Source organism: Raoultella sp. T31 (assembly GCF_002806725.1).
Lineage (GTDB): Bacteria > Pseudomonadota > Gammaproteobacteria > Enterobacterales > Enterobacteriaceae > Klebsiella > Klebsiella electrica.
Genome location: NZ_PIBO01000034.1, coordinates 35,302 through 61,790 on the forward strand (window position 1 = coordinate 35,302; position 26,489 = coordinate 61,790).

A 26,489-nucleotide genomic window follows, 5' to 3' on the forward strand; every position below is an offset into this window, starting at 1 on the left:
CCGCCGGCCGGAATTACTTCAGACGGTCGGCGAGGTAACGTTGATAATCCGGGATCAGAATATCGAGAGGTTCGCCGAAGGTCGGCGACAGAATGATAAAGTCGGCCGTTGAGGCATTGGTGGCGACAGGGATGTTCCACACCGTCGCCAGGCGCAGCAGCGCCTTGACGTCCGGGTCATGCGGTACGGCGTTGAGCGGATCCCAGAAGAAAATCAGCACATCGATTTTACCTTCCGCGATTAGCGCGCCGACCTGCTGATCGCCACCCATCGGTCCGCTCAGCATCGCGTTAACCTCCAGCCCGGTTGCGCGGGAGATAAGGTTACCGGTAGTGCCGGTTGCATAGAGTTCATGCTGGGCCAGCAGCGGCTGGTGGCGCGCAACCCATTTCATCAGCATATCTTTACAGTGATCGTGAGCAACCAGCGCAATATGTTTGCGTGCGGGTAACGTACGTGTCGTCAGTTCCATATTTTCATTCCACATGTTGACCTGCAGACAGATTACTGGAAGTGACTGCTGCTGCAAGCATCCGGGTGAAAATTTTTGACGCATCCGTAAGTCAGGATGAATGGCTCGTTCGTTCTGATTAACATACACTTGGGCTAAAGAGTGGAGGATAAAATGAAAGAGAACGATATCGCAGGCATTCTCACCTCAACCCAGACGATTGCGCTGGTCGGGGCGAGCGACAAACCGGATCGCCCGAGTTATCGGGTGATGAAATACCTTCTTGAACAGGGGTATCACGTTATTCCTGTGTCGCCGAAAGTCGCGGGCACCACGCTGATGGGGCAGAAAGGCTACGCGACCCTTGGCGATGTGCCGGAAAAAGTGGATATGGTCGATGTCTTCCGCAACTCCGATGCGGCGCTGGCCGTTGCTCAGGAAGCCATCGCCATTGGGGCGAAAACGCTGTGGTTGCAGCTGGGAGTGATTAACGAACAGGCGGCGGTCCTGGCGCGCGAGGCTGGGCTGAATGTGGTGATGGATCGCTGCCCGGCGATTGAAATACCGCGCTTAGGGCTGGCGAAGTAAATAAGAAACCCCGCGATAGCGCGGGGTTTCTTGACATCAGTTACGTAGCCGCGGGGCCTGCAACTGTCGGCGAATCGTTCTGGCCAGCTCGTCCATCGACGGCTGTTCCGGATGTTCATCGCTGGCTTCACTGCTCAGCTGCGCTTCCGCAAGATAGGTGTGGATCGGCTGACCGTCCTCATCTTCCATGACCACATGATACCAGGGCGCTGCGCGCAGTTCGTCATTGGCCGCAATTTCATCCTCTTCCGGCTCGGCGAGCGAGTAGACGGGATCGATATCAACAACCACGCCGAGGTAGCCCAATAGCGTATGGCGAACCTGCTGGCCGATACCGAATTTGCTGGCAATCATAGGCACCTCCTGGGAAACGTTATTACCTGCTATATGCGGGCAATGTTCCGCTTTTCAAGTTACATGATGCGACAGGCAAACCCTTTCAGATACAGCCCTTCCGGGTAGGTTGCAATCACCGGGTGATCGGCAGCCTGACGGAACTGTTCTATAAATTGTACATCACGTCCGGCATCAATTGCGGCATCGGCAATGATTTTCTGAAATAAATCGGTCGCCATCAAACCTGAGCAGGAGAAGGTCAGCAGGATCCCGCCGGGATTTAACAGCTGAATCGCCAACATATTGATATCTTTATAGCCACGGCAGGCGCCCATCAGCTGGTTTTTGTTCTCAACGAACTTCGGCGGATCCATGACGATAACGTCAAATTTCTCCCCCTGATCGCGATATTTACGCAGCAGTTTAAAGACGTCGTCACGAACAAATTCCGCTCTGGAAAGATCCAGCTTATTCAGCTCAACGTTTTGTTTTGCAACGTCCAGCGCCTCCTGGGAGGTATCGACGCTGATAACCTGGCGGCAGCCGCCCATCAGAGCGGAAACCGCGAAACCGCCGGTGTAGGAGAAACAGTTCAGAACGCGCTTGTCGGCGACATAGCGGCGGGTTGCCAGACGGCTATCGCGCTGGTCGAGATAGTAACCGGTTTTGTGGCCGCCCTGAATGTCGACCAGCAGCTGCATACCGTGCTCGGTAATCGGCAGCAGGGCAGGCGGCAGTTCGCCGACAACCAGACCCTGCGCCAGCTCCAGCCCCTCTTTTTTACGCACCGCGACGTCGCTACGATCGTAGATAGAGCAGTTCGGGAACAGCGTTTGCAACGCGCTGACGATGGCGGCACGCTGGTATTCAGCACCGGCGCTCAGCAGCTGCAGTACGAAGAAGTGACCAAAGCGATCGATGGTCACGCCCGGCAGACCGTCGGATTCGCCGGCGATCAACCGATAGCTGTCAAGGCCATCGCGGGCTGCCAGCCATTCGCGCCAGCTCTGCGCCTGCTGCAGACGACGCTCGAAAAAGGCGTTATCGATAGCTTCATTGCGATCGAAGCTCCAGACGCGGGCGCGGATCTGCGAAGAGGGCGAATATGCGCCGCGGGCCAGCCATTTTCCCTGTGAATCAACGATATCGATGGTTTCACCGGAACGAGCTTTACCTTCCATCCGGGCGACGGCGCCGGAGAAAATCCACGGATGGCGACGCAGCAGGGATTTCTCGCGTCCTTTAGTCAACACTAAGCGGGGGAAAATGGAATCTGTCATGGAGCTACCTTTAAGCAACGGGAATATCGGCACCGAAAAATGGCGCGTAGGTTAGCACAAGTGACCGACGCAAGCATCATTCCACCTGCGCCGTCAGATGAGCGTTTCGGCACAAAACGCAGGCGCTTTGGCACAATAAAAACCTTCCCGCGATCTTACAGTGATTCCTCACCCAACGGAGGAAAATACGATGAAAACAGGAACCGGGTTAGCAGCCATTTTGATGGTGGTTATCAGTACCAGCGCGGCAGCAGCGCCATTTCGCGTCACCAGCAGCGATATGCGCGAAGGCGAGAGCCTGGCGGTATCGCAACAGTTTAACGGTTTTGGGTGCAACGGGGGGAATGTCTCGCCCCAGTTGACCTGGGAACATGCGCCGACGGGCACCCGCAGTTTTGCGGTGACCGCCTACGACCCGGATGCCCCCAGCGGTAGCGGGTGGTGGCACTGGACGGTTGTGAATATACCGTCGACGGTTTCCAGCCTGGCGACTGGTGCCGGAGATAAAAATAACGCTAAACTGCCTGCAGGCGCCGTGCAGGGGCGAAATGATTTCGGTTATGCAGGGTTTGGCGGAGCCTGCCCTCCGCCGGGCGATAAGCCTCATCATTATCACTTTACGGTATGGGCGCTGAATACGCCGTCGTTACCGATTGATGCCCAGGCCAGCGGCGCGTTGGTGGGCTTTATGCTGCGCAGCCACGCTATCGCCAGCGCGCAGCTGACGGCCATGTCAGGACGCTAAACGACGGACAGAGAGCTCAAATGCACAATATTCACTTTCAGCATAATGCGTTATCGGCGGCGGAAATCACCTCCCGGCGATTATACAAACTGCATCGCGTCAGGCTTTTTTCGCCGGCGCTGTGCCGGGTCAATCGCGGAAGTAAAATCATCGTGCAGGGGACCAGTCAGATGCAGGTCACGCCGCAGCAGCTGATTATTTTGCCCGCCGACGTTGAGCTTGAGGTCATTAATCAGCCGGACAATGGGTTATTTTGTTCCGACCTGCTGTCATTGACCGCAGACCTGCTCGCGGATTTTAAAGCGCGCTATATGAGCGAGCCGCCTCCCGGCCGGCTGACGTCATTATGCGCGCCGATGACCCCTGAACTGTCGTTTATGTGGCAGAACGTGTTGCAAGCGGTGCGTGGGGGACTCTCGACGGAGCTGCAGCATCACCAGACGATGGGGCTGCTGCTGGCGTTGCAGCAGGCGGGATATGCCGGGCCGCTGCTGAACGAAAGACAGCAGGATCTGACCGCTCAGGTTCGGCAAATTATCATGCTGTCGCCGGCGAAAGCGTGGAGCGTTCCTCGGGTGGCAAAGATGTTGTTTGTGGGAGAATCGACGCTGCGCCGCCGTTTACAGCAGGAATCGCAAAGCTTTCGCCTGATTGTTGAGGAGGTGCGCATGGCGTACGCCTTAGGCCAGCTGCAGTCAACGTCGCTGCCCATCGGCGAGATAGCGCTCAACAGCGGCTATCAGTCAGGGTCACGCTTTACCGCGCGTTTTCGTCAGCACTATGGCCTGTTGCCGAAGCATGTACGCTGACGAGAATTTGCTATTCTCTGCATCAGGGCAGGGCAAAAAAGGGGCGTAACGATGGCGACAATCTGCACAATGGCATGGGTGTATGGATCGGTTCAGGGCGTGGGGTTTCGCTACTCGACGCAGCGGGAGGCGCTACGCCTGGGGCTGGCGGGCTATGCCCGTAATCTTGATGATGGCAGCGTGGAGGTGCTGGCCTGCGGGGAAGACGAGCAGGTGGCGGCACTTATCGCCTGGCTGAAAGCCGGCGGGCCGCGCAGCGCGCGGGTTGACCGGGTGAATACCGAGCCTCATCAACCCACCAGAGAATGGCAAAAATTTGCCATTCTCTATTAGATACACTTCACCGGTTTAGGCAGGCCGGCAATTTTTGTCGCCTGTTTGGCTGGCCCTTTCGGGAACAGGCGGTAGAGATAGCGGCTGTTGCCTTTCTCTTCGCCAAACTTATTCGCCATCGCCTTGACTAACATGCGAATGGCGGGCGAGGTGTTGAACTCCAGATAAAATTCGCGTACAAAGCGCACCACTTCCCAGTGTTCAACGGCAAGGGTAATGCCTTCCTGCGCGGCGATAACTTCCGCCATGGCTTCGTTCCACTGTGTCGTCTCTTTCAGATAGCCGTCGCTATCGGTCTCAATTTCGTTGCCTTCAAAGATAAACATAATTCTTCACATACCGTCCAGACTGGCCGCAGTGTAGCAAAAAATAAGGCCCCGCATAAGCGGGGCCTGAGCACAGCGTTGGCAGAGGTTAGTCCCGGCTTGCGAAGCCAAGGATGCTCAGCAGGCTGACGAAGATGTTGTACAGCGACACGTACAGGCTGACGGTAGCGCGGATATAGTTGGTCTCACCGCCGCGGATGATATTGCTGGTTTCAAACAGGATTGCGCCTGAAGAAATCAGGATAAACACCGCGCTGATGGCCAGGTGCAGAGCCGGCAGCTGCAGGAAGATGTTAGCCACCATACCGATCAGCACCACCACTACGCCTGCCATCAGCATACCGCCGAGGAAGGACATGTCTTTACGAGTGGTCAGCACATAGGCCGAGCAGCAGAAGAAGACCAGTGCGGTACCGCCCAGCGCCAGACCAATCAGGTCACCCATGCCCGCAGACAGATAGGCGTTGAGCATTGGCCCAAGGATATAACCCAGGAAGCCGGTGAAAGCGAAGGCCGCCAGAATACCCGTCGGCTTATTGGCCAGTTTATAGGTCAGGAACATCAGACCATACATCCCCACCAGCGTCAGAATCAGCCCTGGAGAAGGCAGCATCAGCACCGTGCTGGCCGTTGCCGTAATGGCGGAAAATGCCAGCGTCAGACTGAGGAGGAAATAGGTGTTCCGCAGAACTTTATGCGTACTGAGCAGCGATGAACGGTCACGCGACGACGTAATAATACGATCCATGAGTCACTCTCTTATGACAGATGTAATTAATAATGAAGCATAAAAAAACCACGACGGAAGCCATAGTGCTTTTACCCATCTTTACTTAGACCCCCGAGGCAATCATGCAGCATATTATGCTAATAAATGATGAAAAGGTGGTGTGTTTGTGTGTTTGGTTTCAGGAACCCGATCGGAATCTGATAGGTTACTGAAAGATATTGCGTTATTGCTGTTCTGTGGCTAAGTGTGGAGAGGGTACAAACGAAGCATAATAAAGGCAAGGGATATGAAATCACAAAAATACAATCACATCACGCAGGCTTTGCTGGCTCTCGGTCTACTCTGCACGACGGCCACGGTATTTGCCGCTCAGGTTCCCCCGGGGACGGTGCTGGCAGAGAAGCAGGAGCTGGTGAGAAATAACGGCAGCGAGCCGGCATCTCTGGATCCGCATAAGGTCGAGAGTGACGTTGAGTTTAATATTATCAGCGATCTTTTCGAGGGGCTGGTCAGCGTCTCACCGGCAGGTGAAATACAGCCGCGGCTGGCGGAGAAGTGGGAAAATAAAGAGAACACCGTCTGGACCTTCCATTTACGTCCGGGCATGACCTGGTCTGACGGGACCGCCATTACCGCGCAGGATATTGTCTGGAGCTGGCAGCGTCTGGTCTCTCCTCTGACGGCATCACCTTATTCCAGCTACCCGGGCAATATGCATATTGTCAACGCGCAGGAGATTGCCGAGGGGAAAAAAGCGCCGGAGACGCTGGGCGTGAAGGCGGTTGATGATACGACGCTGGAAGTTAGATTAACGCAGCCGAACGCGGCGTTTTTAGCGATGCTGGCGCACCCTTCGCTGGTTCCGATTGATAAAGTGCTGGTAAACCGCTTTGGCGAGCAGTGGACCAAACCGGAGCATATCGTGACCAGCGGTCCGTATAAGCTGTCCGCGTGGGTCGTGAACGAGCGCATCGTGGCCGAACGCAACCCGCGTTATTGGGACAATGAGCATACGGTCATCAATAAAGTGACCTGGCTGCCGATTCATTCAGAAGCGGCGGACGTTAACCGTTATAAAGCGGGTGAAATCGACATTGTTTATACGCTGCCGATTAACCAGTTCGCGCAGCTTAAAAAGACCATGGGCGATCAGCTGAACGTGGCGCCGCAACTGGCGACCTATTATTACGAATTCAACACCACCCGGCCGCCATTTAACGATCCGCGTGTCCGGTTGGCGCTGAACATGGCGCTGGATAAAGACATCATTGCGGAAAAAGTACTGGGGCAGGGACAACGCCCGGCCTGGCTGATTAGCCAGCCTGATATTGGCGGCGTAAAACTGCAAAATCCGGATTATGCCAGCTGGCCGCGCGAGAAACGCATTGCCGAAGCCAAAAAACTGCTGAGCGAAGCGGGGTACTCGGATAGTCACCCGCTGGTGTTTAATCTGCTCTACAACACGTCGGAATCACACCAGCGCGTGGCGATCGCCGCCAGTTCGATGTGGAAGAAAAACCTCGGTGTGGAGGCGAAGCTGCAAAACCAGGAGTGGAAGACGATGCTCGACACCATGCACACGCACAATTTTGACGCGGTGCGCTATGCGTGGATTGCCGACTATGACGATGCCGCTACTTTCCTGAATAACTTCCGCACCGGCGATAGTGAGAATACCAGCCAGTACAGTAATCCTGCCTATGACGAAGCCTTACAGAATGCCGCCAAAGCGTCGGATGTGGTGGCACGAGGCAAGTACTACCAGCAGGCGGAGGATCTTTTGGCGAAAGAGGTGCCGGCGGTTCCGGTTTATCACTATGTTCGCACGCACCTGGTGAAGCCGTGGGTGGGGGGATTTACGCCTGATAAGCTGGGGTACTATTTCACTAAAGATATGTACATCAAAAAACATTAACCACAGCCAGCCCGACTGACGTTGATTTTTTGCGCGAACTGACTGAATTTCAGACGAATAACACGGTTTTGTTTATTTTTAAGGCGGTTGAACAAATTCGTGCTTTACAGCCTGAACAGAGGTGTTTATAGTGCGCCCCATACCGGAAGCGTGGCCGAGCGGTTGAAGGCACCGGTCTTGAAAACCGGCGACCCGAAAGGGTTCTAGAGTTCGAATCTCTACGCTTCCGCCAAATAAAAGAAGGGGTTACCGAAAGGTAGCCCCTTTTTGCTTTGGGCTCTTAGAATAGACTTAGAATATTTAGTCTCGGTTGGCGGTTTATCGAGGGTGGAAGACACCTTCGTTTTACGGTCGTATATCAGTACCAGGCTTTCTGTTTTATGCCCGCTGAACAGTTGCTTATCTCTACTGCTTCCTTCGTAATCAGAGATACCTTTTCCTTCAGGTAGTGGAATCTACAGTCGAGAACGTCCCCCAGTTTTACTGACGCTTTATGTCTTGCTTCCTCCCATCGATGGCATTTTTTTCATTTCCTGAATTTCGGCCGTGATAGCAAAAATCGATGTGCGGAAGCTGCACGTTATCAGCAATCGGTATACGCAGCACATAATCTTAATCTGAGGCAGCATCTTGCAAGGCTGGGCAGGAAGTCGCTGTCGTTCTCAAAATCGGTGGAACTGCATGACAAAGTCATTGGACATTATCTGACGATAAATCATTACCCATAAATTGGAGTCATGACCGTCAGACGGGAGTCTTCACTTCACTTCACTTCACTTCACTTAATGCCTGCGCAATCTGCTTAAAGCGCTCGAAGCGTTTTCTCAGTATCACGTGTTTAGCCGGGTTTGGCTCCAGGCGAAGGGTGGGCGGCTGGCAGTGCTTCATTGCCGTCTGGAAATCGCTGTATTCACCGGCCCCCACCGCCGCACAAATCGCTGCCGCGCGGCAGCCGGACTGCTTCACGTCGACGATTTCCAGCGGCAGGTTGCTGGCGTCGCAAAACATTTGCATCCAGATATCCGAATGAGTTGGCCCGCCGGTAAAGCGGATGAAGTCGCTGCCTGTGCCCAGATCTTGCACGCGATCCTGATGCAGCAGATGTGAGAAGACGATGCCCTGATAGATGGCGTAGATTATGTCTTCCCGGCTGTGGTGGCCGCTTAAGCCAAGGAAGCCACCGTGCAGGCTATCGTGGAAGTTGGAGCCGTACAGCCACGGATAAAACAGGATGTTGAGATCCTTTTCGTAGCCGTCTTTCGCCCACTGGTTAAGCTGGCGATAGCTGTCCGGCAGATCCGGGAAGAACTGCTGCACAAACCAGGCGAGGTTGCTGGCCGAGGTCGGACTGCCTTCATGAACAAAGAAAGTGCCGGGAATGCAGTATTTCCCCCACACGTAGGGATAGTCAGACGGTTCAATACAGTCGAAAACGCGAGTGGCAATACTCCAGGTGCCTGCTACGGCGCTCAGGCAGGAACTGTCGTGTACGCCCGAGGCCAACGCTGCGCCGACAACGTCAAACAGCCCGCCGAACACCGGCGTTCCGGCTTTTAAACCGCACCGCACGGCTGCCTGTTCGGTGACGTATCCGGCGCATTCGGCGGAACCGATCACCGGCGGCGCTTTCTCCGCCATCTCTGCAATACCGAAGATGTTAAACAGAGTAGGGTCGAATGCCCCCTGCTGCTGGTTAAACAAATTGCTGCCGGAGATATTGGTTTCTTCGCAGGCGAACTTGCCGGTCAGGCAGTAGCGGATATAGTCGTGGACCATCAGAATATAGCCCGTGCGCTGATAGCTGTCCGGCTCATGCTCCTTCAGCCAGCCGAGCAGCGCCGCCGGATGCGACGGCCACAGCTGTTGCAGGCTGCGCCCGTAAGCTTCGGCGTCGCGGCCTTCACTTTTCCAGCGGCTGACCAGTGGCTGTGTGCGTGAGTCGGAGGAGACGATGCCGTTACGCACCGGCTGGCCCTGCTTATCCACCAGGTACAGACCCTTACCGTGGGCGGAAAAGCTCACGCCGTGAATCGCATCTGCCGCAATACCGCTGTCTTTCAACACCTGGCGAATCACCTGGCTGGTGGCGGACCACAGCTCTGCCATATCGCGTTCGCAGAACCCCATCTGTTCACTGAGCAGCGGTACTGCCAGCTCAACGACTTTGATCTCCAGACCGTCCGCGGTGTAAATCCCCGCTTTGGTTACCGTCCCACCTAAATCAACGCCCATAAAGTAGTGGCTCATACTGCCTCCGGGCTGAGCAGCGCGGCGCGAGTTTCACCCCAGCCGGCTGCGGCCATTTTGTCTTCAATCCAGCGACGGGCGCGAATGATTTCCAGCAGTGGCTCGTCGGCTTTTTCCGTCCACATTTCAATCAGGAAGGTGCCGCGATAGTTCAGGCGGCGCAGGGTTTTAAAGAACTGGACGAAATCAACACAGCCCTCGCCAAACGGCACATCGCGGAACTGGCCCGGCGAGTCCGGCGTGACCGGCAGCGTATCTTTCAAGTGGATAGCCGCAATGCGATCGATACCGCCGGTCAGCTCGCTGTCCACCTCATTTCCCCAGGCGCTGAGGTTGCCGATATCGGGATAGACGGTGAACCATGGCGAGTTAATTTTCTGATTCAGCGCCTGCCACTTGCTGATGGAGTTCATAAACGGCGTGTCCATGATTTCCACCGCGCACATCACCTGTGCCCCGGCGGCCAGTTCAACGGCCCAGGCCACGGAGTCCTCAAAGCGGGCGATAGTGTCGTCGTCCTGTGGTTCGTAATAGACGTCGTAGCCGGCCAGTTGAATGGTACGGATGCCCAAATCTTGCGCCAGCCGCACTGCTTTTTCCATAATGGCATACGCCTGCTGGCGGGTCTGCGCGTCGCGGCTGCCGAACGGGAAGCGGCGGTGTGCCGACAGGCACAGGGTGGGAATACGCACGCCGGTCTGCTGAATCGCCTGGATGATCTCCATGCGCTCTGCCTGCGTCCAGTCCAGGCGCGCCAGGCGTTCATCGCTTTCATCCACCGACATCTCGACGAAATCAAACCCGCAGGATTTCGCCACGGCCAGTTTCTCCACCCAACTGGTCCCTTTCGGTAGGGCCTTCTCGTAAATCCCTAATGGATGCTTACGCATTATCTTTCCCCACGTGTTGCCAGCAACTGCCGGTGCTTTTTCTGGTTCAGCTTCATCGCCCGCTGCGCCTGCCATTTGTTTTTAAAGAATTTGAACGCCAGGGCGAAAATCAGCGTGATGCCCCATACCGCCAGATTGAAGTGCAGGCTGACACCCGCCAGGCTTAGCCCGGTGGCAATAACCTGTAGCACCAGCAGCGCACAGAAGACGTGGATAATTTTGCCCACGCCGCCGAACGGATCGGTTCCGCCCAGCACAATAGCCAGCACCGTCAGCAGCAGATAGGAGTCTCCGTAGCCCATGCGCGCCGAGTTAAAGCGGGCCATCATGATAAGCCCCGCCAGCACGCACAGCAGGCTGGAAATGGCGTAAATCGCCATCATGATTCGGTCGGTGCGGATGCCGCTGAACCAGGTGGCGTTAATGTTGCTGCCGCACATGTAGATATTTTTGCCGAGGCGCGTTCTGCCCAGTAGCAAGGCCAAAAATACGGTGGCGACGATAAAGATAATCAGCGGAACCGGGACTCCCCATATCACTTCCGATCCCATACTGCGCACGATCGGCGGCATGCCGCTCAGCGCCGCGCCTTTGGTCAGGTACACCCCAATGCCGCTGATAATCGTCATGCTGCCGAGGGTCACCAGAATCGGGTGCGCACCCACGCGGGAAATCATCAGCCCGGTCAGTACGCCAATCAGCACCGCAATCCCCGCTGCGCCTAGCAGCGCCAGTACCAGCCACATCAACTGAATGCCAATGCTGGCATCAACCGGAATGTAGTTGATCAGCAGCCAGGCCATAAACAGGCTGGTGAGGTTGGCTGTGCCGATAATCGACAGATTCAGGCCGCCGCTCAGCATGGGTACAAACATCGCAAAGGTCAGCAGGCCGAGTTCCGGCAACTGAAACGCAATGCTCAGAAAGGTGTTTTCGGTCAGAAAGCGGCCCGGCATCGCCAGTGAAAAGGCCACCGTGGCAATCAGGCAGATAGCCAGCAGACCGGTGCTGGTACCGTCCAGAGGTAAAAAGGGTTTATTTTTCATTAAACAGTCTCCGTCAGACGAAGCCGACATCGGTTTCTTTGCGTTTCTTGTAGTGGGTGACGCAGATCGCGGCGACGATAACGACGCCAATCACGATGTTGACGAAATAGCTGGAAACGCCGATCAGGTTCAGGCCGTTTTTCAGAATGCCGATCAGGAATACGCCCATCAGCGTGCCGATCACCGAGCCTCTGCCCCCTGAGAGACTGGCACCGCCCAGCACCGCCGCAGCCAGCACATCCAGCTCGCCGCCAACCAGCGCGTTAGGCACCACTTCGCTCATGCGGTACGCCTGCAGCATGCCGCCAATCGCCGCCGACGCGCCCAGATAGCCGTAGGCAAACAGATAGATAACGGAGACGCGGATGCCGATACGACGGGCGGATTCGTTGCTGCCGCCGACGGCGTAGAGCTGCCGACCGATATGGGTTTTATTCAGCAGCAGCCAGGTCAGCAGCGCCATGCCCAGCATCACGACCACCGGCAGGCCCACCTGGTAGCTTTCGCCGCCGTATTCGAAGGGCAGGATAGTGCGCTGGCTGATCCACCAGTCGGGCAGGTCGTAAATGCTATGACCGTTGGTAATCCACATCAGCATGCCGAACAGCAGCGACTGCATACTGATGGTGATAATGATCGAGACGATATTGAGGTAGTAGATCAGCACGGCGTTAATCAGCCCGAAGACCACACCGCAGACAATCGCCAGCACGATGCACAGCAGTGGGCTGGCAATCACATCGTTGAGCAACAGTGAGGCAATAAAATACTGCGCTACGGAAGCCACGGCGGCGAAGGAAATATCAATGCCGCCGGTCACCAGCACCACAAATAAACCCAGCGCGAAAATCCCGGTTACGGCATAGCTTTCGGTCAAATCCAGCAGATTCTGGATCGACAAAAACTCGCTGCTTAAGGTTGAAAACAGCACCAGCATTAACGCGATAACCCAGCCCAGCCAGCCTTCGACCGAACGTGGCATTTTAAAAATGTTAGCCATTGATGGCCTCCGCGAATTGATGTTCGCTCAGCGTTGAAGGAATTAACTCGTTAATGATTTTTCCCTGCTTCATATGCAGCACGCGATCGCAGTTGTAATAGGCTTCCGGGGCTTCATCAGTGATCAGCAGCACCGAAATACCGACGCCGGACAGGCGGTGGATCAACTTGTAGATACTGTCTTTCGCACCGATATCCACGCCGACGGTGGGCGCATCAAGAATCAACACTTTTGGCCGGGTGAGTATCCATTTCGCCAGCACCACCTTCTGCTGGTTGCCGCCGGAAAGGGTTGAAAGCGGGTTATCCGGGTTGGTCACCTTGATATCCAGATCTTTGATCCACTCCTGCACCAGCGCGTCTTTGCGCTGTTCATCGATCATATGCCACGGTGTTTTGATCTCATCGAGAATGGAAATCACCATGTTGTCGGCAACCGACTGCGGCAGAATGGCACCCAGCGTCAGACGGTCTTCTGAAACATAGGCAATGCCCATTTCTCGTGCCTGGGTGTTGTCTTTGATCTGTACCTGTTTACCATCAAGGAGGATCTTGCCGCTATCGGGATGAGTGATACCAAACAGGCTCAGCGCCAGCTCGGTACGGCCGGAGCCCAGCAGGCCGCACAGACCCAGTACTTCGCCACGATGTAGCTGGAGGGAAATATCGTCAAACTGGCCTTTGCGGCTGAGGTGATTCAGCTCCAGCACCACTTTACCCAGTTCGGCGTTCGGCAGCTTCTGCTGGTGTTCAATGACTAATCCGGTCATCAGCTCGGTGATTTTGCCGGTGGATAGGGCGGCGGCGTCCCAGGTGCCGATCTTCTCGCCGTCGCGGATCACGGTAATGCGGTCGGAAATTTCTTTCACTTCATCCAGACGGTGGCTGACGAAGACCACAGTGATGTTTTTATCACGCAGGTAGTTCACTGTGCGCAGCAACTGGTTCACTTCGGTACGTGTCAGCGAGGCGGTGGGCTCATCCATAATCACCAGCCGGGCATCTGCAACCAACGCGCGGCAGATGGCGATTTGCTGACGTTGGGCTATTGGAAGATGCTGCACCAGCGCGTCCGGATCGATATTGAACGCCAGTTCGTTGAGGATCTGCTGCGCTTTTTCTTTCAGTTTTTTTTGCTTAAACCAGCCGAAATAGCCCTTAAGGTTGTATTCGAAGGCAATGTTTTCGGCGACGGTCAGATTCGGAAACAGCGACAGGTCCTGATAAATCACTTGAATGCCTAAGGCCCTGGCGCGATCGGGCGTCAGGCGAGCATGGGTTTTGTCGTCGATGATGATTTCGCTGCCGGCATCGGGCGCGTAGACGCCGCTGATGGTTTTAATCAGTGTACTTTTACCGCAGCCGTTGGCTCCGGCCAGGCAGTGGACTTCGCCCTGGTTTAAGGTCAGCGTGATGTTTTTTAATGCCTGATGACCGCCAAAGCTTTTTGACAGCGCGTTCAGCGTGATCAGCGCGGCGGCATTATCGACATTGTTATTATTAAGCATCGTTCTTGCCCTGGTGTTAGACGTGAATAAAGCCGGAGCGCAAAGGCTCCGGCGATACGGCTCAGGGTCAGAGGCCCAGTTTCACCAGACGTTTGGTGTTTTCCACATCCAGTTTTTCCGGGTTATCGCTGAGGATGGTGTTGCCTTTGATTTTGATTTCGCCCATGTCGCCCAGTTTGACGCCGTCTTTGATCGGTTCTCCGTTCATCATCGCCGTCGCCACCTGCACAAAGACCTTGCCGGCGGTCATCGGGTTAGAGATATAGCCGCCATCGATCGCTCCTTTCTCCAGCAGCTTGATGCCCTGACCCGGGGTAAATGTACCGAAGACGCAGATATCATTGTTTTTCTTACGCTTGTCGATAGCGCGGCCTGCGCCGATTGGGCCCTGCGAGCCGAAGGACATAATGCCTTTCAGATCTTTGTGTTTTGACATCAGGTCGTTGGCGGTACGCATGGAGTCATCTACCGATTCGGCGACGCCAAAACGGTCTTCAACCAGCTGCATTTTCGGATAGTGTTCTTTCTGGTAGGCGATGGCCGCGTTGGCCCAGTCGTTTACCAGCGGAACGGTCAGGCTGCCAACGAACATGGCATATTTGCCTTCTTCACCCATGCAGGCAGCCATATCTTTCATATGGTTAGCGCCCATGGTTTGGGTGTCGAGCAATTCAAAGTCCCAGTCCGCATTGGCCTGTGCCGGTGATTCGTGGGTAATAACCTTGATACCCGCTTCCTGCGCGCGTTTCAGTACCGGTTCCAGCACTTTGGCGTCGTTTGGTACCACGCCAATCACATCCACTTTCTTGGCAATCAAATCTTCAATGGCGCGCACCTGCTCGGCCGGATCGGCGGTGGTTGGCCCCACCTGCCAGGCGTTCACACCCAGGGCTTTACCTTCTTCTTTAATCCCCTGTTCCATCACGTTAAACCAGGGAATCCCACCTACTTTCACCACCACGCCCATGGTAAAAGGCTTGTTGGCTTTTTGAGGGACCGCTGCGTCATCAGCCCAGGTGGAAAATGAAGCGATCAGTGAGGCGATTACACAGGGTAAGAGTAATTTTTTCATTATTAGATCCTCAGAAGGTTATTTTAATTCTCATCGTTGCCGAATAGTTCGTTATTTGGTTGGTTTCCCCTTCGCCATTACACCGCGCGTTGCTAAATAAAATGAGCGGCAACGGCTAACGCAAAGTATGCATTAATCCGCTTTAGCCATTGAATAAAACAATGGTGATAGTGTATTTCGGTTCCGGTTTATTACAACTTTTACTGTTATTGACGGTAATAAAACCGTTCTGGTTAATTGAGTCAGAACGGACGGATTTTATTTTCGCTAAAGAACTTATTTATCAACTTCAATCACACTAAATTCAGGACTGTCTCCCCAGTTTCTTTCTTCAGCCACTTTATTGGTGATTAAAATGTCAATGTCATCGAGCATGCAAATCTTACAAAATGCGAACTGATCGAATTTACTGGAGTCGGCCAGCAGAATTTTCTTGCCGGAAACCTGTAGCATCACCTGCTTTAAGCGGGCGTTAATTTCACTGCCGTCACGAATGCCATTTTCCAGATTCAGTCCCTGACAGGAAAAAAAGAAAGTATTGATCTGAAAGTTACGAATCGCGCTTTCCGCCACCGGGCCGTGGAAATCGTCGTGACGTTCAGAGTATTCACCTCCGCAGCCGATAATACGCACTTTATCGCGGCAGGCCAGCGCCTGGATGATTTTGACCGAGTTGGTTACGACAGTGATATCAATATCCGGGATCTGTCGTGCCAGGAACCAGCAGGTGCTGCTGTTATCCAGCAGGATGCAGTCGCCGGGTTGAATAAACTGCAGCGCAGCCTTGGCCAGTTTCATCTTGATATCGGGATGTTCTTCCGTTCTTTTGCGTAACGATTCTGCCCAATCGATAGTATCCGCTTTGTAGAAAGCATCCTGCACGGGCCGGGTGCGGTCATCATAGTCATCAAGTGACACTGCGCCGCCAAAGCTGCGAATCAGTTTCTTGTTACGTTCCAGCAGATTTAAATCGCGGCGGATAGTTTCCTGCGAAACGCTGCACATAGCCGACAGTTCAGCAACCAGCGCGGAGCCATTCTGTTGCACATAGCTACAAATCATCTTGTAACGCTCAGCCTGTAACATAAATAGCCCGATTCCATTGCTTATCACATGGCCTAATATTCATACTTTTCAGTTATTTTTAAAGTGACTGATTTCAAGAAACCTGATAGCTGGTTTTTTCATATACCCTAACGTGATAAATATCACAATGTTTTGATGTTTTTTATTTCTTTTTTGCATTTTAATGTGATTTTTATCACTTAAAAGCGGGCGTTATTGCAGATAAAAAATCATTAACAGCTTTAAATCAACATAAATGGTCAAGTCATAAATGCCCGTTTGTGACCAAATTCGACCGTTTTCGTTTGTTTGGCTAATTTTGCCATTCCCACAGGCTTTTCGCCGCGGGGTATTAGACGTAACGTAATAAACCATTCGCTCCTTCTTAATTGATGAAATGAATATTTGCAGCGATTTATTCGTCATCTGCAAATAATTTTTTATTACGTGAGGTTAAACTATGCTGCAGAAATTAAAACAACAGGTATTTGAAGCAAACCTATTATTACCCGCCCACAAGCTGGTTACCTTTACCTGGGGAAACGTCAGCGGAATCGATCGTAAATGCGGTCTGGTGGTGATTAAACCTTCCGGCGTGGATTATAAAGATATGCGGCCGGAAGATATGGCGGTGGTCGATCTGCAAACCGGGAAAGTGGTAGAGGGTGATAAAAAACCCTCTTCCGATACCGCGACGCATCTGGTGCTGTATCGTGCCTTTGAGCATATCGGCGGCGTGGTACATACTCATTCTCGCCACGCGACGATCTGGGCGCAGGCCGGTCAGCCGCTAAAGGCGCTGGGCACCACTCACGCCGATTATTTCTATGGCACGATTCCCTGCACCCGGCTGATGCGCGATGAGGAAATTAACGGTCAGTATGAGCATGAAACCGGGAATGTCATTGTGGAAACGGTGAATCAGCAGGGGATTAGCGCGAAGGATATCCCTGCGGTGCTGGTCAATGGCCACGGTCCCTTTGCCTGGGGCACCGATGCGGATAATGCCGTGCATAATGCCGTAGTGCTGGAAGAGATCGCCTATATGAATCTGTTCACCCGTCAGCTACAGCCCGGCGTTGACAGTATGCAGCAGACGCTGCTGGATAAACACTTCCTGCGTAAGCACGGGGTGAATGCGTATTACGGGCAATAATCGCGTTTTACTCAGGAAGAGAGAATTTATTCGTTCTGGTATGGTGGATCGGCCATGCCAGTTTTAGGTAATGTGGATTTGACCCTATATATCCAGACGCTTTTTCTCCCTTACGGTTGCGATAACTTCCTGCGTATATATTCCCGTGGTGAGCGGTACCCCAGCGCACGGTAGGGATGATGCTCGTTGTAATGACTGAACGCCACCGCCAGATTCACCTGCGCCGACCGACTTTGCGCTTTCGGCTGTGAGTTCAACCGATGGATGCAACACACTCATTGAACCGCTCTGCGGGTGATTCATAGTCTGGTGTTTTTCGTGGCCTCTCGTTGAGCTGCCTGGCAACACGGTTTAGTCTTTGTTGGCGGTGAACCGATAAGTCAGTTCCTTTTGGAAAATACTGCCTGAGCAATCTGTTCGTATTTTCATTAGAGCCACGTTGCCAGGGGGATTGAGGATCGCAGAAGTAAACCTGAATATCTGTGGCTACAGTAAACCGGGTGTGGCTCTGTCAGGGGGGCTTCAGGTGGCCTTTCGCTGACAGGGAGCGTACCCCTTCAAAGTCTGATATCGCCTTTGCCTTGATGTCGTGGAAGGTGCCAGTCGCTTCCCGCTTTGCATCATGCCACCGTTTGCCTGATAAGCCTGCTAGTCGCTGAGGTTGTCGCGACAGAACACTCTTCTCCCGTGCGGCAGAGGTCATTCCAGCGGTGGCATTCACTTCTGCCATTGAGATAAGCTTTGAGACAGGAATTCGGCGCTTTTACTGGCAGGGCGGTTTGTCTGGTACAATTTCGATACTGGAGTATCCGTAGCCGATCCAACCGCTTATCCCACAAGAAACCGCGGCTCTGCGTACCAGCAGTCACCTACGAGGAGAACATTGCGCGACCTTGAAACAAGCTGAGGTTGTGACTAATTTCTAAAATGGTTACGCGTTGTCAATCAATGGCTATCACGCTAAGCTGAAAACATGACTAAGAATATGAACGTCCCACCATCACGTGGTCCACTTGATCACAGCGTGCGAGAGCAAATTGTCGAAGCCGCTTTTGCGCATTTCGGCCATTATGGCTATGAAAAAACCACCGTGGCAGAACTTGCTAAATCTATAGGTTTTTCAAAGTCCTATATCTATAAGTTTTTTGATTCCAAACAGGCTATCGGCGAGGTGATCTGCGCTAACCGCCTGTCGTTGATCATGGAGGCAGTCGATTCCGCAATCGCCGATGCGCCGTCAGCCAGCGAGAAACTCCGTCGTCTCTTCGGGGCACTCACCGAGGCGGGGAGCGAACTGTTCTTTCACGATCGCAAGCTTTACGACATAGCCGCCGTAGCCGCGCGGGAAAAGTGGCCTTCAACGGAAAAGTATGCAGCGCATCTGCTGAAACTGATTGAGAGCATTCTGGCTGAAGGCCGGAAGAACGGGGAGTTTGAAAGGAAAACGCCGCTGGACGAGGCCACCAATGCGGTATATCTGGTGATGTGTCCTTTCGTTAACCCCGTGCAGCTGCAGTTCAATCTCGAAGCGGCTCCCAAAGCAGCGGTACTGCTTTCCTCACTGATTTTAAGAAGCCTCGCCCCCTGATTTGTGACCATTGACTTTATTGGTCACTAGTCTGAGAATGCGGATCCCATCCTGATAATTCACAAAGGTTCCCATGCTCAGGCTTAATTCAGCCCGTTTTGCCGTTTGCCTCCTGCCGTTCATTCTGGGGGCCTGCGGCGACAATTCCGCGAATGACGATCCGCGCACGCGGCCGCCGCTTGTCAGAACCGCGTCCGTTGAACCCGCGAGCAACACTTCTCGTACCTTTACCGGTGTGGTTGTTGCAAGAACGCAAAGCGATCTTGGTTTCAGGGTGCAGGGTAAGATCCTCGAACGCTTTGTTGATACCGGCCAGACCGTTAAACGCGGTCAGCCGCTGATGCGGCTGGACCCTGTCGACCTGAAGCTACAGGCACTGGCTCAGCGCAAGGTTGTTGATGCCGCCAGGGCGCGCGCAAGAAAAGCCTCCAGCGATGAGGCGCGCTATCGCGGCCTCGTTGCCTCCGGCGCCGTCTCCGCATCTGAGTATGACCAGATTAAAGCGACGGCCGATTCTGCTACAGCGGATCTCAGCGCCGCCCAGGCTCAGGCAAACGTGGCGCAAAACGCGACGGGCTATGCTGTACTGCTGGCCGATTCCGACGGCGTGGTAATGGAGACGCTCGGCGAACCCGGCCAGGTGGTCAGCGCCGGGCAGGCGGTGATCCGGCTGGCGAGAGCGGGGCAGCGCGAAGCGCTGGTGCAACTGCCGGAAACGTTGCGTCCCGCCATTGGTAGCGAAGCGCAGGCCACGCGCTATGGCAACGAAACACAGCCTGTCGTCGCCAGGCTGCGGCTGCTGTCCGATTCTGCCGATGCGGCGACCCGCACCTTCGAGGCGCGATATGTGCTGGAAGGCCCGCTGGCGAACGCCCCGCTGGGGGCCACCGTGACGCTGCAAATCCCAAAAAATAGCGAGGAACGCCCGGTGATGCAGGTGCCGCTGGCTGCGCTTTACGATGCGGGCAAAGGGCCCGGCATCTGGCGAATTACCGCGCCGCCGATAACGGTCGTCTGGCAGCCCGTCAAGGTGCTTAGCGTGGGTGAGGAAGCGGTGCAGGTAACGGGCGATGTGCAGCCGGGCGAGCAGATTGTGGCGTTAGGGGCACATCTGCTGCACGAAGGCGAAGCCGTCCACCTGGCTGAACAACACGATGCTGTTCAGGCCGGGAGCAAACCATGAGCGCAAAACGCTTCAATCTGTCAGCGCTGGCGGTACGCGAGCGCTCGATCACCCTGTTTTTGATTATTCTGCTGACGATTGCCGGTATTTACGCGTTTTTTGGCCTCGGGCGAGCGGAAGATCCGCCCTTTACGGTCAAGCAGATGACCATTATCAGCGTCTGGCCCGGAGCGACGGCGCAGGAAATCCAGGATCAGGTTGCCGAGCCGCTGGAAAAACGCCTGCAGGAGCTCAAGTGGTATGACCGCACGGAAACCTATACCCGCCCCGGCATGGCGTTTATCACGCTGTCATTACAGGACAGCACGCCGCCGTCTCAGGTGCAGGAAGAGTTCTATCAGGCGCGAAAAAAGTTGGGCGATGAAGCCAAAAATCTCCCCGCCGGCGTGCTGGGGCCGATGATTAACGATGAATTCTCCGACGTGACCTTCGCGCTCTTTGCGCTGAAAGCGAAAGGAGAGCCGCAGCGTCTGTTAGTTCGTGATGCCGAACGATTACGCCAGCAGTTTCTGCACGTCCCTGGCGTGAAGAAAGTGAATATTATCGGCGAGCAGGCTGAACGGATTTATATCTCCTTCTCGCATCAGCGTCTGGCGACGCTGGGGCTCTCTGCGCAGGATATTTTCAATGCGCTGAACAGCCAGAACACCTTAACCCCGGCGGGTTCCATTGAGACTCGCGGCGCGCAAATTTTTATCCGCCTCGATGGCGCTTTCGATGAATTACAGAAGATCCGCGATACGCCATTGATCGCTCAGGGTAAGACGCTCAAGTTGTCCGATGTGGCAACGGTTGAACGAGGTTACGAAGACCCTCCCACTTTGCAGATTCGTAACCAGGATCAGCCGGCGCTGCTGCTGGGGATTGTCATGCGCGAAGGCTGGAATGGCCTGGCGTTAGGGAAAGCGCTGGATGGCGAAGCGGCAAAAATCAATGCCAGTATGCCGCTGGGGATGACCCTGACGAAAGTCACCGATCAGGCGGTGAATATCAGCGCGTCGGTCGACGAATTCATGATCAAGTTCTTCGCCGCCCTGCTGGTCGTGATGATGGTCTGTTTTGTCAGCATGGGCTGGCGCGTGGGCGTCGTGGTTGCGGCGGCGGTCCCCCTGACGCTGGCGATTGTTTTTGTGGTGATGGAAGCCGCCGGGATCAACTTTGACCGCGTCACCCTCGGCTCGCTCATTCTGGCGCTGGGGCTGCTGGTCGATGACGCCATTATCGCCATCGAAATGATGGTGGTGAAAATGGAGGAGGGCTACGACAGAATTAACGCTTCAGCCTACGCCTGGAGCCATACCGCCGCGCCAATGCTGGCCGGAACGCTGGTGACGGCCATTGGCTTTATGCCTAATGGCTTTGCCCAGTCTACCGCCGGGGAATACACCAGCAATATGTTCTGGATTGTTGGCCTCGCCCTGATCGCCTCGTGGCTGGTTGCCGTTGTTTTCACGCCGTATCTGGGGGTGAAGATGCTGGCGGATATTGCCAAAGTGGAAGGCGGCCATAGCGCCATCTATGACACGCCGAGCTATAACCGCTTTCGCCGTATGCTGGCCCGCGTTATCGCAAGGAAATGGGGCGTGGCCGGTTCCGTCGTCGCTATTTTCGTTCTGGCCATCCTCGGAATGGGGCTGGTGAAAAAACAATTTTTCCCCACCTCTGACCGGCCGGAAGTTCTGGTCGAAGTGCAGATGCCCTACGGTACCTCTATTGGCCAGACCAGCTCCGCAGCGGCCAAAATAGAGGCGTTTTTGCAAAAACAGCCGGAAGCGAAAATGGTTACCGCCTATATTGGCCAGGGCTCGCCGCGTTTTTATCTGGCGATGGCGCCCGAGCTACCCGACCCGTCGTTTGCAAAGATAGTGGTGTTGACGGACAGTCAGCAATCACGCGATGCGCTCAAACTCCGACTGCGGGAAGCCGTGGCCAACGGGCTGGCGCCTGAAGCGCGCGTGCGCGTGACGCAACTGGTGTTTGGCCCCTATTCACCGTTCCCGGTGGCATGGCGAGTGATGGGGCCCGATAGCGATAAATTGCGCGATATCGCCGATAAGGTTAAGGCCGTGCTGCAGGCAAGCCCGATGATGAGGACCGTCAACACCGATTGGGGGTCGAAGGTCCCGGTCTTACATTTCACCCTCGATCAGGACCGTCTGCAGGCAACCGGTTTAACTTCCAATGCCGTGGCTCAGCAGCTCCAGTTCCTGTTATCGGGTATTCCCGTGACCTCGGTACGGGAAGATATTCGTTCGGTTCAGGTGATGGGGCGCGCCGCGGGCGATATCCGTCTGGATCCGGAGAAAATTGCGGGTTTGACCCTGGCAGGCAATGCCGGACAGCGTATTCCTCTGGCTCAAATCGGCGAGGTTGAGGTCACAATGGAAGACCCGTTGCTGCGCCGTCGCGATCGCACGCCCACCATTACCGTGCGGGGCGACATTGCCGATAATCTTCAGCCGCCGGACGTTTCCGCCGCCATCATGAAGCAGCTTCAGCCGATTGTGGATTCGCTCCCGCCCGGATACCGCATCGACATGGCGGGCTCGATTGAGGAATCGGGCAAAGCCACTCAGGCGATGATGCCGTTGTTCCCCATAATGGTCGCCCTGACGCTACTGATCATCATTTTGCAGGTACGTTCCATGTCGGCCATGGTGATGGTGTTTCTTACCGCTCCGCTGGGGCTGATCGGCGTGGTTCCTGCGCTGCTGGTGTTCAATCAGCCGTTTGGCATCAATGCTCTTGTCGGTCTGATCGCGCTTTCGGGCATCCTTATGCGTAATACGTTGATTCTTATCGGCCAAATCCATCATAACGAGCGGGAAGGTCTCGATCCGTATCATGCGGTGATAGAAGCTACGGTACAGCGGGCAAGACCCGTACTCCTGACAGCAATGGCCGCGGTGCTGGCGTTTATTCCCCTGACCCATTCGGTGTTCTGGGGAACCCTTGCCTATACGCTGATTGGCGGAACGTTAGGAGGCACCATCATGACGCTGGTCTTCTTGCCAGCGATGTATGCGATCTGGTTCCGGATCCGCCCTGAGATTCAGCCCCATGCGGAACAACGGGCATAACTTCGTAGCGCGCGGGATGAACAACGAGCAGAGCTCCCCCCCGAACTGGGGGGTGATCTTTTTGTGATGGACGTCATAAAATAACGTCCGGTTATTGTGATGTTATTTGCACTCAATGGATTTGTATTTGAATCAACCCGCTCTATCTCTGCGGGTTTTTTTTCATTCCGCCAGAACTGAGCTGCGACCGGCTGCATATCAGACGAATTCAATGGTAGAAAACAGCACAGAATCCATACGCATTTCAGCCAAAGAGCAGATATCGGGATGTTTACCCTGCGCTATGGATTAACTGGCCTGCATTAACATACTGAATATTTCACCTCCCGCGCATGAAAAGTCAAATAACTCATGTGGATGTCAGCGCGGGGCCAGTAGTTTAAGCGATCAAACTTCTTGTCAATACACTGACAGCAGGCGGTTACTCCGCCTGCTGTAAATAGTTTCGATACCAGCCGCTGATACGTCGGGTCACCGGATTTTCGTTGAGGTCGAAGCGCCTGCCGTCAAGCCTGTTTACCGGGGTAATACCTGCCAGCGTTCCGGTGACAAAAGCTTCGTCCGCAGTGAAGGCTTCGGCAAGGGTAAAGGGTCTTTCCTGCACGCCGAGGCCCTGCTGGCGCGCCAGTGACAAGATAGTGTGGCGGGTAATACCGTTAAAGCAGTACAGGCCGTTTGAGGTCCACAGCTCGCCCTGACGTACGATAAAAAAGTTGGTGGAATTGCAGCTGGCGACAAAACCATGCGGGTCCAGCATCAGCGCTTCATCTGCGCCGGCGTCCAGCGCCTGCAATAGCGCCTGGATCAAATTCAGGCGGCTGTGGGAATTAAGACGCAAATCGAAAACATCCGGCGCGCTGGTACGATAGGTCGAGGTGAACAGGGCAAGGCCGCGCCGTTTGGCCTGTTCATCCACAACCTTATATTCCGCCACGCAGACGATAGTGGCGCCGCCGAGGATAAAGCGCGGGTCCTGATTTGGCGTGCGCTTTTTGCCGCGGGTGATCATGAGCCGCAGATGGGCGCCGTCCGTCATACCGTTTATCTTCAGCGTGCTGTACATAATATCGGTTAGCTCCTCACGACTATGGCCGACATTGAGCTGGATAGCGGCCGCCCCGGCAAACAGGCGATCGAGATGCGCCTGAAGGGCAATCAGCTTGCCATTCACCAGCCGCAGCCCCTCCCAGACCCCGTCGCCGCAGACGTAGCCGGAATCGAAAACGGAGACCGTGGCGCGATCGCGGTGAACGAATTCGCCGTTGACGTACACCTGCACATTGTCGTTGCGCGTATCCTGCAGGTACGCCTGACTGCTTTGAGCGGAGAGATCTAAACTCATCACGTTTCCTTGCGGTTAAAATGCCCGTTCAGCGAAACGGGAAAGGAAGGCCTGGGTGCGCGGTTGGCGTGGATGGCGCAGCACCTCTTCCGGGGTGCCCATTTCATGAATCACGCCGTTTTCGATAAAAATCACCCGATCGGCGAAATGCCAGGCAAAGCCCAGCTCATGAGTGACCAGCAGCAGCGTCCGCCCCTCATCTGCCAGTTCACGGATGGTATGCAGCACTTCCCCCACGAGTTCAGGGTCGAGGGACGAGGTGGGCTCATCGAACAATATTATCTCTGGCGCCATTGCCAGGGCGCGAGCAATAGCGACGCGCTGCTGTTGACCGCCGGACAGGCTGCCGGGCCAGGCCTGGTGCTTATGGCCGAGCCCCACTTTTTCCAGCTGCGCGTGGGCAATGCGCATCGCCTCTTCGCGGCGCATTTTTTTCACCGATATCAGGGCTTCGCTGACATTTTGCAGCACCGTCAGATGCGGGAAGAGATTAAATTGCTGAAACACCATCCCCACGCGCTGGCGAACATCGCTCAGCTGTTTTTCGCTATAGCGCCGCTGACCGCGGCTGTCGATTTTACCGAGGGTAACGCCGTCCAGTTCTACTGTGCCGTCGCCAGGTATTTCCATAAAATTCAGACAGCGCAGCAGGGTGCTCTTACCGGATCCGCTGCCGCCAATGAGGGCGATTTTCTCGCCCGCATAGACATCTAAATCGATGCCTTGTAATACGCTCTGTTCGCCGAAGCGTTTGTGCAGGGCGCGTATCCGCATGACGACTTTTTTCTCTGACATGGCCTTTCTCATCATATTAAGGGTGTGGACGGTAGCGGCGCTCCAGACGTGCTGCCAGGTAACTTCCAGGCCAAATCAGCACAAAATAGAGCAGGGCGACGACGGTTAAAATTTCAACCGGGCGATACCAGGTACTGCTTAGCAGCCGACCCTGATACATCAGTTCGTTAACCGTGAGAATCGAGGCCAGGGAGGTCACCTTCGCCAGTTCAATCATGCGGTTTGTCAGGGCTGGCAACATACGGCGAAATACCTGCGGCAGGATAATACGCCGCAGCATCACTCCCTGCGGCATGCCTAAGGCTTTTGCCCCTTCCCACTGCCCGCGTTCGATGGACTGTAGCCCGGCGCGAAAAATCTCGGTGCTGTAGGCGGCGGTATACAGGGTTAACGCCAGCGCGGCGGCGCCAAAAGTGGAAAACTGAATGCCCACCAGCACCGGAAAGGCATAGTAGAACCAGATGAGCTGGATAAGCACCGGCGTATTGCGGAACACCTCGACAAAGGCGCTGGTAAGGGGATAAAAATAGCGCGGCCCGCGGGCACGGACGACGCCAACGGCAAGCCCGATCAGCGTGCCGACAATTCCCGCCAGCAGCCATAGCTCCAGCGTTGTAAGCATCCCGGTAAACCGGACCATTCACTTTTAGAGATCTTCCGACATACTGATTATGTCCCCTGAGGAGATCACAATGCGTAAAGCCCGATTCACCGAACACCAGATCATTGCCGTTTTGAAGTCCGTCGAAGCCGGACGTACCGTCAAGGATGTCTGCCGTGAAGCCGGTATCTCTGAGGCCAGCTATTACAACTGGAAAGCGAAGTTTGGCGGGATGGAGGCCTCTGATATCAAAAAGATGAAAGACCTGGAGGATGAGAACCGGCGCCTCAAACAGATGTTTGCTGATCTCAGCCTTGAATGCCGGGCCCTGAAAGACGTCATCGAAAAAAGCTTTAACACCAGCGATAAAGCGTGAGCTGGTCAGCTATCTGATCGCGCAGTTT

Annotated in this window: 24 protein-coding genes, 1 tRNA gene and 5 pseudogenes; 12 read left to right on the forward strand and 18 right to left on the reverse strand. The window is 54.8% G+C overall.

Annotation, left to right across the window (positions count from 1 at the left end; all coding sequences use genetic code 11):
- Positions 1–13 precede the first annotated feature (13 nt).
- Positions 14–472 carry a methylglyoxal synthase gene (gene mgsA, locus CWM52_RS19590; RefSeq protein WP_100685641.1) on the reverse strand — a complete coding sequence of 153 codons (459 nt, stop codon included), beginning with the start codon at positions 470–472 and terminating at the stop codon, positions 14–16.
- Positions 473–625: 153 nt separating this feature from the next.
- On the opposite strand from mgsA, the gene CWM52_RS19595 reads away from it, so the two are divergent.
- A complete protein-coding gene (locus CWM52_RS19595; protein WP_004860175.1) occupies positions 626–1,039 on the forward strand; it encodes a CoA-binding protein in 414 nt (137 codons plus the stop codon).
- Positions 1,040–1,075: 36 nt separating this feature from the next.
- Here the strand turns inward: CWM52_RS19595 and hspQ are convergent, their stop codons facing one another.
- A complete protein-coding gene (gene hspQ, locus CWM52_RS19600; protein ID WP_100685624.1) occupies positions 1,076–1,393 on the reverse strand; it encodes a heat shock protein HspQ in 318 nt (105 codons plus the stop codon).
- A 59-nt stretch (positions 1,394–1,452) separates the two neighbouring features.
- Entirely contained in the window at positions 1,453–2,655 is a 1,203-nt protein-coding gene (rlmI, locus tag CWM52_RS19605; RefSeq protein WP_100685625.1) for a 23S rRNA (cytosine(1962)-C(5))-methyltransferase RlmI, read from the reverse strand.
- Positions 2,656–2,845: 190 nt separating this feature from the next.
- Here rlmI and CWM52_RS19610 point away from each other — a divergent pair, with 190 nt between their 5' ends.
- The 3 genes from CWM52_RS19610 to yccX are packed head-to-tail and all read left to right on the forward strand — an operon-like array spanning position 2,846 to position 4,542.
- A complete protein-coding gene (locus CWM52_RS19610; RefSeq protein ID WP_100685626.1) occupies positions 2,846–3,400 on the forward strand; it encodes a kinase inhibitor in 555 nt (184 codons plus the stop codon).
- A gap of 20 nt (positions 3,401–3,420) precedes the next feature.
- Positions 3,421–4,209, forward strand: a complete 789-nt coding sequence (locus tag CWM52_RS19615) for an AraC family transcriptional regulator (protein WP_100685627.1) — start codon at positions 3,421–3,423, stop codon at positions 4,207–4,209.
- A 51-nt stretch (positions 4,210–4,260) separates the two neighbouring features.
- Positions 4,261–4,542: an acylphosphatase gene (gene yccX / locus CWM52_RS19620; protein WP_100685628.1), complete on the forward strand. Its 282-nt coding sequence runs from the start codon at positions 4,261–4,263 to the stop codon at positions 4,540–4,542.
- On the opposite strand, the gene tusE is transcribed toward yccX, so the two are convergent.
- Both tusE and yccA read right to left on the reverse strand, forming a co-directional pair.
- Positions 4,539–4,868 carry a sulfurtransferase TusE gene (gene tusE / locus CWM52_RS19625; protein ID WP_100685629.1) on the reverse strand — a complete coding sequence of 110 codons (330 nt, stop codon included), beginning with the start codon at positions 4,866–4,868 and terminating at the stop codon, positions 4,539–4,541. The two genes, yccX and tusE, sit on opposite strands and share 4 nt — an antisense overlap.
- An 88-nt stretch (positions 4,869–4,956) precedes the next feature.
- On the reverse strand, positions 4,957–5,616 hold the full coding sequence (gene yccA / locus CWM52_RS19630) for an FtsH protease modulator YccA (protein ID WP_004860189.1): 660 nt from the start codon (positions 5,614–5,616) through the stop codon (positions 4,957–4,959).
- Positions 5,617–5,884: 268 nt separating this feature from the next.
- Here yccA and CWM52_RS19635 point away from each other — a divergent pair, with 268 nt between their 5' ends.
- A complete protein-coding gene (locus tag CWM52_RS19635; protein WP_100685630.1) occupies positions 5,885–7,513 on the forward strand; it encodes an ABC transporter substrate-binding protein in 1,629 nt (542 codons plus the stop codon).
- Positions 7,514–7,657: 144 nt separating this feature from the next.
- Positions 7,658–7,745, forward strand: a tRNA-Ser gene (locus CWM52_RS19640).
- Here CWM52_RS19640 and CWM52_RS26885 read toward each other — a convergent pair.
- A pseudogene (locus CWM52_RS26885) lies at positions 7,732–8,024 on the reverse strand (hypothetical protein); the annotation flags it as partial. The gene CWM52_RS19640 and the pseudogene CWM52_RS26885 overlap by 14 nt on opposite strands.
- A gap of 59 nt (positions 8,025–8,083) precedes the next feature.
- Here CWM52_RS26885 and CWM52_RS19650 point away from each other — a divergent pair.
- Positions 8,084–8,241 (forward strand): annotated as a pseudogene (locus CWM52_RS19650) (IS1 family transposase); the annotation flags it as partial.
- A 40-nt stretch (positions 8,242–8,281) separates the two neighbouring features.
- On the opposite strand, the gene CWM52_RS19655 reads toward CWM52_RS19650, so the two are convergent.
- From CWM52_RS19655 to CWM52_RS19685, 7 genes are all read right to left on the reverse strand, one after another.
- Entirely contained in the window at positions 8,282–9,760 is a 1,479-nt protein-coding gene (locus CWM52_RS19655) for an FGGY-family carbohydrate kinase (RefSeq protein WP_100685631.1), read from the reverse strand.
- Positions 9,757–10,650, reverse strand: coding sequence for an L-ribulose-5-phosphate 3-epimerase (locus CWM52_RS19660; protein WP_058670811.1), 894 nt, complete (start codon positions 10,648–10,650; stop codon positions 9,757–9,759). Before CWM52_RS19660 ends, CWM52_RS19655 begins: the two co-directional genes overlap by 4 nt.
- Positions 10,650–11,696 (reverse strand): ABC transporter permease, encoded by a 1,047-nt coding sequence (locus CWM52_RS19665; protein WP_058670810.1) that lies wholly within the window; start codon positions 11,694–11,696, stop codon positions 10,650–10,652. The genes CWM52_RS19660 and CWM52_RS19665 overlap by 1 nt, the downstream gene beginning before the upstream one ends.
- A 13-nt stretch (positions 11,697–11,709) precedes the next feature.
- Complete coding sequence (locus CWM52_RS19670) at positions 11,710–12,696, reverse strand: ABC transporter permease (RefSeq protein WP_058670809.1); 987 nt, start codon at positions 12,694–12,696, stop codon at positions 11,710–11,712.
- Complete coding sequence (locus tag CWM52_RS19675) at positions 12,689–14,203, reverse strand: sugar ABC transporter ATP-binding protein (RefSeq protein WP_058670808.1); 1,515 nt, start codon at positions 14,201–14,203, stop codon at positions 12,689–12,691. Before CWM52_RS19675 ends, CWM52_RS19670 begins: the two co-directional genes overlap by 8 nt.
- 67 nt (positions 14,204–14,270) lie before the next feature.
- Positions 14,271–15,275 (reverse strand): substrate-binding domain-containing protein, encoded by a 1,005-nt coding sequence (locus CWM52_RS19680; RefSeq protein ID WP_058670807.1) that lies wholly within the window; start codon positions 15,273–15,275, stop codon positions 14,271–14,273.
- Positions 15,276–15,551: 276 nt separating this feature from the next.
- Positions 15,552–16,361, reverse strand: coding sequence for a DeoR/GlpR family DNA-binding transcription regulator (locus CWM52_RS19685; protein ID WP_100685632.1), 810 nt, complete (start codon positions 16,359–16,361; stop codon positions 15,552–15,554).
- A 439-nt stretch (positions 16,362–16,800) separates the two neighbouring features.
- On the opposite strand from CWM52_RS19685, the gene araD reads away from it, so the two are divergent.
- Entirely contained in the window at positions 16,801–17,496 is a 696-nt protein-coding gene (gene araD, locus CWM52_RS19690; protein WP_100685633.1) for an L-ribulose-5-phosphate 4-epimerase, read from the forward strand.
- A 110-nt stretch (positions 17,497–17,606) separates the two neighbouring features.
- On the opposite strand, the pseudogene CWM52_RS27175 reads toward araD, so the two are convergent.
- A pseudogene (locus tag CWM52_RS27175) lies at positions 17,607–17,720 on the reverse strand (hypothetical protein); the annotation flags it as partial.
- 29 nt (positions 17,721–17,749) lie between these two features.
- Positions 17,750–18,004, reverse strand: a pseudogene (locus tag CWM52_RS19700) (IS30 family transposase); the annotation flags it as partial.
- Between the two features lie 465 nt (positions 18,005–18,469).
- On the opposite strand from CWM52_RS19700, the gene CWM52_RS19705 reads away from it, so the two are divergent.
- The 3 genes from CWM52_RS19705 to CWM52_RS19715 all read left to right on the forward strand — a co-directional run bounded on the left by CWM52_RS19705 (position 18,470) and on the right by CWM52_RS19715 (position 23,347).
- Positions 18,470–19,084 carry a TetR/AcrR family transcriptional regulator gene (locus CWM52_RS19705; protein ID WP_100685634.1) on the forward strand — a complete coding sequence of 205 codons (615 nt, stop codon included), beginning with the start codon at positions 18,470–18,472 and terminating at the stop codon, positions 19,082–19,084.
- 73 nt (positions 19,085–19,157) lie between these two features.
- Entirely contained in the window at positions 19,158–20,267 is a 1,110-nt protein-coding gene (locus tag CWM52_RS19710) for an efflux RND transporter periplasmic adaptor subunit (protein ID WP_100685635.1), read from the forward strand.
- A complete protein-coding gene (locus CWM52_RS19715; protein WP_100685636.1) occupies positions 20,264–23,347 on the forward strand; it encodes an efflux RND transporter permease subunit in 3,084 nt (1,027 codons plus the stop codon). The genes CWM52_RS19710 and CWM52_RS19715 overlap by 4 nt, the downstream gene beginning before the upstream one ends.
- A gap of 421 nt (positions 23,348–23,768) precedes the next feature.
- Here CWM52_RS19715 and CWM52_RS19720 read toward each other — a convergent pair whose 3' ends face one another.
- From CWM52_RS19720 to CWM52_RS19730, 3 genes are read right to left on the reverse strand one after another with little or no spacing between them, the layout of a single operon-like run.
- Positions 23,769–24,689: an aminotransferase class IV gene (locus CWM52_RS19720; protein WP_100685637.1), complete on the reverse strand. Its 921-nt coding sequence runs from the start codon at positions 24,687–24,689 to the stop codon at positions 23,769–23,771.
- A gap of 15 nt (positions 24,690–24,704) precedes the next feature.
- Positions 24,705–25,484: an amino acid ABC transporter ATP-binding protein gene (locus CWM52_RS19725; RefSeq protein ID WP_100685642.1), complete on the reverse strand. Its 780-nt coding sequence runs from the start codon at positions 25,482–25,484 to the stop codon at positions 24,705–24,707.
- Between the two features lie 16 nt (positions 25,485–25,500).
- Positions 25,501–26,106: an amino acid ABC transporter permease gene (locus CWM52_RS19730; protein ID WP_416308814.1), complete on the reverse strand. Its 606-nt coding sequence runs from the start codon at positions 26,104–26,106 to the stop codon at positions 25,501–25,503.
- A 70-nt stretch (positions 26,107–26,176) separates the two neighbouring features.
- Here CWM52_RS19730 and CWM52_RS19735 point away from each other — a divergent pair.
- Positions 26,177–26,489, forward strand: a pseudogene (locus CWM52_RS19735) (transposase); the annotation flags it as partial.